Source organism: Paenibacillus sp. T2-29 (genome assembly GCF_052921365.1).
Window position 1 is genome coordinate 56,828 of record NZ_JBREVE010000004.1, and the last position, 11,232, is coordinate 68,059.

12 protein-coding genes are annotated in these 11,232 nt (G+C 46.6%); 2 read left to right on the forward strand and 10 right to left on the reverse strand.

The features are described from left to right. Window positions 1-259 precede the first annotated feature (259 nt). Window positions 260-1,495, forward strand: a complete 1,236-nt coding sequence (locus ACU1JV_RS13010) for a peptidase (protein ID WP_413987129.1) — start codon at window positions 260-262, stop codon at window positions 1,493-1,495. Between the two features lie 114 nt (window positions 1,496-1,609). Here ACU1JV_RS13010 and ACU1JV_RS13015 read toward each other — a convergent pair whose 3' ends face one another. The 10 genes from ACU1JV_RS13015 to ACU1JV_RS13060 all read right to left on the reverse strand — a co-directional run bounded on the left by ACU1JV_RS13015 (window position 1,610) and on the right by ACU1JV_RS13060 (window position 10,258). After that, complete coding sequence (locus tag ACU1JV_RS13015; RefSeq protein WP_016822819.1) at window positions 1,610-1,717, reverse strand: putative metal homeostasis protein; 108 nt, start codon at window positions 1,715-1,717, stop codon at window positions 1,610-1,612. A gap of 238 nt (window positions 1,718-1,955) precedes the next feature. Continuing rightward, the gene (locus tag ACU1JV_RS13020) at window positions 1,956-2,831 is read right to left on the reverse strand and encodes a cysteine ABC transporter substrate-binding protein (RefSeq protein ID WP_305165807.1); all 876 of its coding nucleotides are present in this window, start codon (window positions 2,829-2,831) and stop codon (window positions 1,956-1,958) included. Window positions 2,832-2,849: 18 nt separating this feature from the next. Continuing rightward, window positions 2,850-3,605, reverse strand: coding sequence for an amino acid ABC transporter ATP-binding protein (locus tag ACU1JV_RS13025; RefSeq protein WP_117288751.1), 756 nt, complete (start codon window positions 3,603-3,605; stop codon window positions 2,850-2,852). A gap of 17 nt (window positions 3,606-3,622) precedes the next feature. Then, entirely contained in the window at window positions 3,623-4,300 is a 678-nt protein-coding gene (locus ACU1JV_RS13030; protein WP_117288753.1) for an amino acid ABC transporter permease, read from the reverse strand. Beyond that, a complete protein-coding gene (locus ACU1JV_RS13035; protein WP_413987130.1) occupies window positions 4,281-4,946 on the reverse strand; it encodes an amino acid ABC transporter permease in 666 nt (221 codons plus the stop codon). The genes ACU1JV_RS13030 and ACU1JV_RS13035 overlap by 20 nt, the downstream gene beginning before the upstream one ends. A 219-nt stretch (window positions 4,947-5,165) precedes the next feature. After that, window positions 5,166-6,614: a SulP family inorganic anion transporter gene (locus tag ACU1JV_RS13040; RefSeq protein ID WP_025677528.1), complete on the reverse strand. Its 1,449-nt coding sequence runs from the start codon at window positions 6,612-6,614 to the stop codon at window positions 5,166-5,168. Between the two features lie 272 nt (window positions 6,615-6,886). Next, the gene (locus ACU1JV_RS13045; protein ID WP_025677527.1) at window positions 6,887-7,459 is read right to left on the reverse strand and encodes a hypothetical protein; all 573 of its coding nucleotides are present in this window, start codon (window positions 7,457-7,459) and stop codon (window positions 6,887-6,889) included. Between the two features lie 23 nt (window positions 7,460-7,482). Beyond that, on the reverse strand, window positions 7,483-9,153 hold the full coding sequence (locus tag ACU1JV_RS13050) for an ABC1 kinase family protein (protein ID WP_013373512.1): 1,671 nt from the start codon (window positions 9,151-9,153) through the stop codon (window positions 7,483-7,485). Window position 9,154: 1 nt separating this feature from the next. Next, complete coding sequence (locus ACU1JV_RS13055; protein ID WP_013373513.1) at window positions 9,155-9,514, reverse strand: phasin family protein; 360 nt, start codon at window positions 9,512-9,514, stop codon at window positions 9,155-9,157. 105 nt (window positions 9,515-9,619) lie between these two features. Beyond that, window positions 9,620-10,258 carry a ThuA domain-containing protein gene (locus tag ACU1JV_RS13060; protein WP_017428602.1) on the reverse strand — a complete coding sequence of 213 codons (639 nt, stop codon included), beginning with the start codon at window positions 10,256-10,258 and terminating at the stop codon, window positions 9,620-9,622. A gap of 430 nt (window positions 10,259-10,688) precedes the next feature. Between ACU1JV_RS13060 and ACU1JV_RS13065 the strand changes: the two genes are divergently transcribed. Further along, window positions 10,689-11,138 carry an AbrB/MazE/SpoVT family DNA-binding domain-containing protein gene (locus ACU1JV_RS13065; RefSeq protein WP_013373515.1) on the forward strand — a complete coding sequence of 150 codons (450 nt, stop codon included), beginning with the start codon at window positions 10,689-10,691 and terminating at the stop codon, window positions 11,136-11,138. Window positions 11,139-11,232: the final 94 nt, after the last annotated feature.

Here is an 11,232-nt window from a genome sequence, read left to right on the forward strand (position 1 = left end):
TCAAGAGATTTTAGTAGTCTCCCGTTGCGAAGGTAAATATATATTATAAAAACATCCAAAATTGTAGCGCTTTCACTTGTCAGATTCCAAGGAGGATGCTATTCTTCAAGTGGGATTGTTACTGAAAAGGCAAAACCCGAGTACACTTGTGTACCCGGAGTTTGCCTTTTTTTGATTTGTATGAGTTCCATAGCATACAGTCAAGCATCCCGATCATATAGTAAGCGCTTTAAAAATAAACACCAAAGGAGATTATCTTATGCAAAAAAGACGTTTCGCCCTTGTTCTACTATCTCTCGTGCTCCTGCTTACGATCTTTTATCCATCCTCCAGTTCTGCCGCGGCAGCAGCCGATGTTCCAGCACCACAGGCTACCCTGCTTACCCAGGTACAGCCTCTGGGTGAGGTTGTTTCTGCCGTTGTACTGAAATACAGCACCAATATTGACGGAGCATCCCTGTCCACATCCAGCTTTCAGGTTCAATCTGTACTCAATGATGTATACACGGACAGAACCGTGACCGGCGTATATACCAACGATACCGGCGCCATCACCAACCGAAGTACTCATGGCAAATATGTCGTGATCGAGCTGGATACACAGGACAAAAATGCAAGCACTCTCACTTACGATTCCACAAGCGCAGTCAACCGCATCAATCCATTGAACTATTACATTAGCCAAAAGAAAGATATTGCAACTTCAAAGAAAACAGTCATTCCAGCTTCTACACAGACTGTAAAAGCAACCGATAAAGTGACACCCATTGTAGACGATTTCCAAAAAAACACCTTTGAAAATAAAGATGGCTTCAAACTGAACTACTTTACATTTGAACCTAAAGTAGAGCCTGGCAAAACCTACCCATTGGTTGTATTCCTACACGGAAACGGCGAACGTGGTGATGGAAATGGAGTCAACCTGTTAGCAAATGCTGGTGCTGTCACTTGGGCTTCCCCTGAGCAGCAAGCCAAACACCCATCCTTCGTCATCGCTCCCCAAAGCCCAATTGACTTGGAGCATAAATTTATTTGGGCAGATGAACCACGCAACAGCGCTGTTGCCGATTTGGTACGTGAAACGGCCTTGAAATATCCGATCGACACCAACCGCATCTATATCGTAGGTATTTCTCAAGGTGCCATGGGGACATGGAGATTGTTAGAAAAAAATCTTGATCTGTTCGCTGCGGGCGTGCCGATTGCCGGTCTGACCAACTATGAAAAAGCTGTGAACATGTATGCTCCTGTTGACCCTGCACACGTTGAAGTGTTGAAAAACGTTCCGATTTGGGCCTTCCATGCTGCAGACGATACGACAGTAAGTCCTAAGAACTCTCAAGAAATGGTCGCTGCCATTAAAGCACAGAACGGAAACCTCATTCACTTCACTGAATACGAAGCAGGGATTATCAAACCTACAGGACACTTCTCCTGGGTTCCGGCTCTACAAAATCAGGATATGATTGAATGGTTATTTGCACAAAAGAAATAAAAAAAGGGCACCTGCCTTCCTGTGTACCACCATCAGGAAAGCAGGTGCAATATCAAAACGAGGAGACTAAAAATTTTGACACTGGTATTGCATTTGCAGTTAACTTGAAGCTTGTTACTTCGCGCGCTTCGCAGCTTTGATCGTTCTCAAAGCCCGTCTGCGCGTTACCTTGTTCGGACTGCTGAGCTGTCTTCTGGCAGTAGCCACATCCGTTTTAGCCATGTGTAAAGCACCATCCTATTCACTTAGGCTCATATTGGGAGTCTGCGCCTAAAGACTTAAATGATAATGAGAATCATAATCATTTAAAATTATATAATGAAATTTATGAGCATGCAAGAGATTTTGGGGAAGTATTATCTTGATAAGAAGTTGCCAAAGCTCCCTCTTCCCAAATTAAAGAAGCGTTGGGACAGCAAGCCCAACGCTTCTTTATGCTTAATAGCAACTTATACGATGATTAATTCACCTTTCCGCCCTCTACAACCAATTGATCCGTAAAGCCTTCTCCGTAAACAGAGGTCAGTGTGTCCTTATAGGCTTTATGGACAAAATTTTCCTTGCCCAACGTAGCCAGCTCGTTGTTAATCCAGTCCAGCAGTTCCTTATTTCCCTTCGCTACTGCGGGGGCAATCGTATCTTGGCCACCGAAGGCTGGAATGCTTACGGTGAAGCCAGGATTGGCCTTGGCCCAAGCGATCAGCTCTGTATTATCGTTGGCAATGGCGGCACCGCGTTTGTCTTTGAGAGCCGAGAAAATTTCGGTGTATTGATCGAATTTGAGCAGCTTGATGTCAGGATAATTTTTTGTGAAATAAGTTTCAGCCGTCGTTCCCTTGGCAACAATCAGCTTTTGATCCGAACCCTTCAATTGGTCGATCGTGGTGATTGGAGCGCTGTCGGGTGACACAATACCAAAGGATAATTTCATATACGGGTTAGCAAAATCGACTTTTTCTTTACGCTCATCGGTCACAGTAAAGTTAGCCATGATGATATCTACCTTGTTCGACTCCAAATAGGCAACCCGGCTGGCGGCATCCACCAGAACGAATTCCACCTTGGACTCGTCGCCCAAGAGATCTTTGGCAAATCGTTTCGCGATATACACATCAAAGCCCTGATTCTTCCCTTCAGAATCCACGTAGCCAAAAGGCGGCTTATCCGCAAAAACACCGATTCTAATCTTGCCATTCTTTTTAATGTCCTCAATTGAGGCGAATTTAGCCGAACCCGAACTACCATTGGTGTTTCCAGCTCCTGCACATCCTGCCAAACCGACGAGCAGCAAGCTCAAAACCAGTAATAACGTTGTGAACTTCATTCCTTTTCTCATCTGTATTCATCCCCCTGTTTATATCGTTTCGTACTGAAATATATCCAGAAAGTGCTGGGCACGCTCTGTTTCCGGTTGGGTAAAAAATTGCTGTGGCGTAGTCATTTCACATATCTGTCCTTGATCCATAAAAACAATACGATCTCCTACCGACTTCGCGAATCCCATTTCATGCGTCACGATAATCATCGTCATCCCCTGTTGGGCCAGCTCTCGCATGACATCCAGCACCTCTCGGACCATTTCCGGGTCCAAAGATGCGGTGACCTCATCAAAAAGCATAATCTCAGGGTTCATACACAGAGCGCGAACAATTGCAATGCGTTGCTTTTGCCCGCCTGATAATTGTCGTGGATACGCATCCTTGCGGTCCAGCAGACCGACTCGCTCCAATAGCTGCTCCGCTTGCGCAAGCGCCTCCTGCTTGTTTCTCCGCTGAACTTTAAGCGGACCAAGCAATATATTTTCCAAGACCGTCATATGCGGAAACAGCTCATAGTTTTGGAACACCATTCCGATATGCTGCCGCACCTCACGCCAATTCACTTTTGTATCCGTCAGATCCTGTCCTCTGTAACGGATATCTCCCCCCTGGACGGGCTCTAGACCATTAAGACATCGGAGGAGCGTACTTTTACCACATCCTGAAGGGCCGAGAATAACCACAACTTCCCCTTTCCTTACGTCCAGACTAATCTGCTGCAGTACTTTTCGGTCGCCAAAGCTTTTTTCCAGTCCTCGAATTTCCAATAAAACCTCAACAGCCTCTCCCATGACACCACCCCATCCTGCTAATTTTGCCATCTGCGTTCAAATCTTTTGGAAAGTCTGGATAACGGATAACATACAAGAAAATACAATATAAAGATAAAACCATACACCCAAAAGGATGCCGAAGGCGCCTTGATTACACCAAGTTCAATAATCTGCTGCCCGACCTTGACCACTTCCACAACACCGATCAGCACCACAAGTGACGTGGTTTTGATCATCCGTGTCGCTAGATTAATAGAACCCGGGAGCATGCGGCGCACCGCCTGGGGAATAAGCACATGACGGTATAATTGCCAATAGGTCAGCCCCAAGGCCTGACCGGATTCCACTTGATGCTTGGGCAGTGATTCCAATGCACCTCGTACGATGTCGCCAATTTCCGCTGCTCCCCACAGACTGAATACGATTACTGCCGTCAACTCTCCGCTGATATCCACATTCAGTAAAGGCGTAAATCCAAAATACACGACATACAACCATACCAAAATCGGAATAATGCGGAATGTCTCCAAATAGAATCTCAGCACAAATCGAATCGGTCTTGATTTTAAGGTGCGTAGCAGACCCATCAGAATGCCTAGCAGCGTACCAATAATAATGGAAATTAATGCAATCTCCAGTGTAACGAGCAATCCCCCTAACAGACGCTCGAAATTCGATCCCTCAAACAGCACATTAATCCCCGAACTCAGCATATCGCACCTTCCTTTCCACCCACGTCAGCAGCATCGACAAAGGTAAAAGCAGCACGAGATATGCCAATACCAGCAGAATCAACGATTCTGTCGTTTTGTAGTACATGCCGATCAGGTCTTTGGCCACATTCATCAGATCCAATAAAGCAATGGCACCCACAATGGAGGTCTCCTTGAGTAGAAAGATCGCGTTCGCTCCTAAGGACGGAATACTAATGCTAAATGCTTGCGGCAAAATAACATATCTCGCCAGTTGTATCTTGGACAGTCCGAGGCTCAACCCGGATTCCGTTTGGGTTTTACTCACGGCTTCAATTCCACCGCGGAACGCCTCAGCCATGTAGCCACCACCCAAAAAGGTCATACCCACAACCGCACATGTCATTTCGCTCATATGCAGGCCTATTTTGGTAAAGCCGTAGTACAAAAAATATAACTGTACAAGCAGCGGCGTATTCCGGGAAAGCTCGATATAAGCTACAATGATTCCGCTAATTCCTTTCACCCTGTAATACAGCACGATGCTGCACAGCAAACCAACGACTAGTGAAAACAGAATAGCAAAAAAGGCAATCTTCAACGTCAGCCACATGGCTTCTCCATACAGCGGCAAGCTTTCTACAATAAACTCCCAGTCTAAGTTCATATGCGTATACCTTTCAATTTTCAATTATTCCTATGTATTTGCTTTGCTTAATAACAATGATTGTATTCCTGCCCATTTATTACGTCAATACTTTGATGAAAATTTGTCATATTTATCTATGATTAAGAAAGAAAACCGTTATTTTTTTTCAGAAATAAATAAAAAAAGCCCAAAATGGATAAGTTCCATTTCAGACTTTGCTTTATGCTATATGATTCATCACATGATCGGCTCTGTAACTACAGGACCACCGAGCTTCTCCACAATTAAACGGCTTTCCTCATTTAGCCCTTGCAGGATAATGGATTTACCTGAGTTTCTGTATTTTTGCAGCACCTTGCCAATGGCAGTAACCGCCGAGTGATCCCACACATGTGAATGGCTAAAGTCGACTACAACGCGCTCCGGATCATCCGAAGGTTCAAAATGATCGACAAAATGAGTCGTTGAGGCGAAAAACATCGGCCCCCTGACATGGTACACCTTTGCTTCATGATCCTCAGTCGTACTGATACGGATTTTAGCCATTTTCCAGCCAAAATGCAGGGCACTCAACAGTACACCTACGATCACACCCTTGGACAAATCATGCGTAGCCACCACGATAATGACCGTGATTACCATAATAAACGTATCTGCTTTGGGTACCTTGGCGATGTTTCGGAGTGACTTCCAATCTACGGTTCCGATACACACCATGAACATGACTCCCACCAATGCGCCCATAGGCACTTCCTTTACAACACCACCAAGCACGAGCAGCAGAAAGGCCAAGAACACCCCAGCCGTGAAAGTGGATAGACGTCCTCTTCCGCCTGAGCTGACATTAATGACGGATTGTCCAATCATAGCACAGCCACCCATGCCCCCAAAAAAGCCATTTACAAAGTTGGCAATCCCTTGCCCACGGGCTTCCCGGTTTTTATTGCTTTTCGTTTCGGTCATTTCATCCAAAATACTGGCTGTCAGCAGTGATTCCAGCAGTCCAACTAGCGCCATCGTAAAGGAATACGGCAGCAAAATCCGCAACGTGTGCCACGACCACTCAATTTGCGGCAGATGGAATGAAGGCAGCGAGCTGGTTAGCGTACCGATATCTCCTACCGTTTTGACATTCAATCCAAATACATACGTAATGATCGTCATGATAATAATTGCTGTCAATGGAGCGGGAACGCTTTTCACAAACCTCGGTAAAATATACACAATGAGCAATGTTCCCGCTACCATCGCGTACATGATCCAATTCGCTCCATGAAAGTGGGTGAGCTGCGCCATAAAGACGAGGATCGCCAGCGCATTCACAAACCCGGTCATGACCGGCTGCGAAATAAAGCTTATAAAGCGACCTATTTTCAAAACACCCAGCAGCACCTGAATGATCCCAGCCAAAATAGTAGCTGCAAATAAATATTCCACGCCATAATCCTTGACCAGACCCACAACCAGTACAGCTACAGCCCCGGTTGCTGCCGAGATCATCGCCGGACGTCCGCCTGCAAAAGAAATGACAATGGCCATCGAGATGGAGGCATACAGTCCGACCATGGGGTTGACACCTGCAATGATTGAGAAGGCAATCGCCTCCGGAATCAATGCCAGCGCCACGGTCATGCCCGCAAGTATATCAGCCCGGATATTACCGAACCATTGTTGTTTAAGATTCATACTGTTTCGTTCCAGCCTCCTATATTCACAGAGAACAGCATCTTGACCTGCAACCCGATATTGCTTTGGGCATCCGTCCAGCGGTCAATCGCCAAGGCTCTCCTATCATTCAGCTCGTCTCTCTCAAACGAACCCGTTCCGTTACATCCAGTCCATCATTATAACGCAAGGGAATTGTAGAGACGAATGAGTTAAAAGGCTGTTTACAGAAAGAAAACATATATTTACTTGAAATATCGCCCGTTTTCTTTATCTGGTTCGTTTTCTTATATTTAAAATTTTTGCAATTGCTGCACAAGCTCCGATAGGGATTCAGCAATCTCAGAGTCTGCATAGCGCTGGAGCAAGCTCTCAAAATCAGGGAGCGCTTGCTTTAGTAGCCGACAGCTCCAGTCATAATAGCTCCAAAAAGCTACCGGATCATAGCCACGTGCTTCTTCCTCTTCCCACTCCAGTTCATCTTCTTCTGGGTCACTGTCTGCCGGCCATAAATATTTCTCATCTAGCAGCATGGTCAAGGATTCCACAGACTCCTGTGAGTCTGCTTGTAGATTTTCTATGTCCAATGCTTGAACAACCGTATGGTACAACTCCAACTCACTCAGCGTGATATCCTCCGGTCTTCTCGCATGCATATTCCGCAATAAGAATAGTAGCGCCCATGGGGTAACCTGCCACAATGTACCTTGATGTTCTATCAGATCAGCGATGGCTGCATACTCCCCATTGAATATTAAATGCGGCAAGTCCGTCCCCCTACCATAAGGAGTAGTCAGGCGGTGCCACGGTACATCTGTAATTTCAAGAGTATTCATTAAGGCTGTGTTCGTCTTATGAGTATCCATGACGCCTCCTTTGTAGTCGGTATCTAGAATCTTCCTGATTTAAAAATAGAATATAGTAAGAAGGCAACCATTAAGAGCGCTACGACAAAACCAATTTCAATCGCAGGTACGTTCCACAGCATGGTCGCCTGATGATTTAGTGATGAACCGATAATCAGTCCGACCATAATGATGCTGAACGCCAACAGCACAATACTGAATGACAAGCGATTGCTGATCTGATCCAGCTTGCGCAAAAGCTGTTCCAGCTCTGGTACAGTAACTTCCAGTTTGAGCTTACCCTTGCTGATAATTGAGGCCAGATGCCTCGTCTGTCTCGGCAGTTCCATCAGTGTCTCCACCAGCTCGGTCGCACCACCCAACAGCTTGCCCCGAATCCGACGACCGCTGAAGCGTTCCTTCAGCAGCTTGTTGCCAAAAGGCTCGGCCAAAGCAATAATACTGAGATCGGGGTCCAAATGCTCTACGACCCCTTCCAGTGTCAGCAGCGCTTTGCCAAGCAGCAGGACATCCGATGGCAAACCAATCCGATGGCGCTGTGCTGCGCCAAACAGGTCGTTCAAGGCATCGCCAATACTGACCTGTGAGAAAGGAACATCCGAGTAATCTTCGCGTATTTTGTCCAGATCAGCTCGCAGCGCATTCAGGTCAGCATCCGGGTCGACCAGCCCCAGTCGTTCGATGGCCCGAACCATAGCATCGGTATTTTTGCGCATCAGGGCGATCATGAGGGAAGCGAGATGATTCTTCATCTCTTCGCTCAGCCTACCCGCCATGCCAAAATCCAAGTAGGCGAGACTTCCATTTCTCAGGACGAGCAAATTGCCCGGATGGGGATCGGCATGAAAAAAGCCCTCTATAAAAATTTGATGCAGCATGCTGTTGACCAGCCGCTGCGCCAGTTCTTTCAAGTTGTAACCACGGTGTAATAACTCTTCACGACTCCCCAAGTGAGTCCCGTCCAGAAACTCCATGGTCAGTATACGTGAGGAGGTATGATCCCAGTATATTTTCGGAATATAGATATGTGGGTCCTGCTCAAATTGGAGCGCAATCTTCTCTGTGTTACGGGCTTCATGGTTGTAATCCAGCTCCTGAATGAGCGATCTCCCCAGCTCTTCCACCATCTGGCGAAGCTGATAACGCTCCACCCATTCCCAGCGCTTGGCTGCCATTGCGGTCAGTTCCCGTAAAATGTCCAAATCCCGCCGGATGATGCGATTAACGCCTGGACGCTGGATTTTAATGGCGACCATTTCGCCGCTGTGCAGCTTGCCCAGGTGCACTTGCCCGATCGAAGCAGCCGCCAGCGGATCATCGTCAAAACGAACCAGTATGTTCTCTAATGACGTATCCAGCTCCTGTTCCAGAATGCCACGCGCTGTTTCAGGCGAAAAAGGCGGTACCTGATCCTGGAGCTTAACCAGTTCGCGAATAATAGGCTCTGGCAGCAGGTCAGCACGTGTACTTGCCAACTGTCCAAGCTTGATGAATGCAGGCCCCAGGTCCTCCAGCACAAGCCGAATCCGTTCACCTAGCGTTTTCGACTCGGGGGTTTCTCTCGTCAGCCACTTGCGGGGCAGGGATAGCAGCTGGAACAGTCCCATTTCTTCCACCATATAACCAAAGCCATGACGCGCCAGCGCCATGGCAATTTCCCGGTAACGACCGGCGTGCTTCATGCGAACGGCCATTTTAATCCAACCGGTTCGCTTCTTCAGCGTCACTCGAACCCGTAAGCGCCGCCTTTTCTTTTTCCAGCTCCGCTACCTGTTTTTCCAACAATGCCACACGCTGCTCCAAACTTGTGACATCATTTTCGGTAGGCACTTCCAGTTCCTGCAAAATGCGGCTAACCTGCTCGCGGATCATGGTTTTGAATTGTCCCTGCTCCTCTGCTCCTCGTTCGATCAGACGATCGACCAGCGCTTTGGATTCCGAGGGCGCAAGTTCTCCCCGATTTACAAGATCCTCGACGGCTTTCTCCACCTTTTCTTTGCTGACAACGGTGAGGCCCCACCCCAATGAGATGGCTTTTTTGAACAAATCGCTCATAATATATCCTCCCCTACCTGTGATTACCTATAGTATAACCTGAAAAGGGGAGCCGCATAAAGCTCGCAGCTCCCCTCTCATAATGGTTGGAATGAATGATTATACTTAACCCGGAAAGCGTCCGGCCCACTTAGCAGCCTGAAGCAGCAGCTTACGGTATCCCTCGTGCTGGAAACTTGGCTGATTATGTCCAGGCATCAGGTAGACGACCCGGCCCAAGCCATAGGACAATGACCATGCAGCCGGCCACCACTGACCTTCATACTCGTATTCCATCAACAGTGTTTTTTCGGTGAATGGGTCAAAATCAAAACGATACGGCTCCTCCTGAATCTCGAACGGCTCGATCCCTTCCATAATTGGATGATCCGGCTCTGTTACCTTGAAGGAAAGCTGCTCCGCTGCCGGATGCCGCAGGAAGCGCGCTCCCATGAGCTGTGCTATTTCATAACGTCCTTGCAATGTGATTCCGTTATGCAGCACAAGCAGTCCACCTCCGCCGCTGACGTAGGACAGCAGTCCTGCTGTTTGTTGAGGAGACAGAACCTCCTTACGGCTATCACAATACGAGATGCATAGATCGAATGAGGCTAGATTTTCCTTGAGCAGCATTTTACGATTTTCACTGCATTGTACCGTCATCCAATCTTGTAAAATATGGCTAATCTCTTCGTCCACCCCTTGTAGCGGATGAAACTCTGGATATGAATAATCTCCTAGCAGCAATGCTTTTCTTTTTTCCATCATAAATCCTCCTTGCCTGACTTGTATATAAGGACTTTAAAGGCGGGTCCCGTGCCAACGGTCTCTTGTTTGTGGGGTCAAAAAGCTCTAAAAAATTCCTTTGGCCCTCATCTTTTTCCCATAACACCGCCATCGTTGTCCAAGCTACGGCATATATAAATAATTCTACAGACGGCCTATTAAATCCTTTAGCAGAAGATTATAGCATATATGTTCGCTCGTAATAAACTAATTATAAATTTATAAACATGAACGCTGGCGATTCCGCCCGTTTATGGTATACTCGTAAGAAAAAAAGTGCGTCCATGCTCTATTAGCAATGAGGGGCCGCTTTTCGTAAGAAATCTATGCTTGCGGTTATAGAATTGATAAGAATTGCCTCAAAGCTTATACATTCTATAAATCTTAAAACACTGGGGAGGTTGCATGAATGAAAAGGACTGGAATGACCCGGCCCTTGGACAGCTTGGGACGAATTGTGCTTCCTAAAGAGTTGCGCATGACGATGGAGATTGACATCGGCGATCCATTAGAGTTTTTTATTGAAGGCCAAACACTCATGCTCCGTAAGTACAAATCAACCAATTGTATATTTTGCGGTTCGGTTGATACCAACACCTATTTTAAAGATCAGTTTATCTGCGATGCATGTGCCACCTCGATGAAAACGGAAGATTTACTTCCAGTCACAGCGACTGAAACCCAGTCACCTCCACTGAAGCAAAACATGCATATGAAAAAGATTTACCAGCGCACGGATGTTATTTTGGAGAAAATGAGAGAGCTTATGGAAGAACATCCGGCATCTTCACAAAAACAACTTGCTTCCATGCTTGGCGTGAGTCAGGGAAGGATTTCCCAACTGAAAAAACTTATGTAGGCGAATCGTCCAAAAAACAATGTATACGCTTCCATGATATGTAAGATTTAATTCACTTTATTTAGAACAGCCGGACCCTTATAGGGACCCGGCT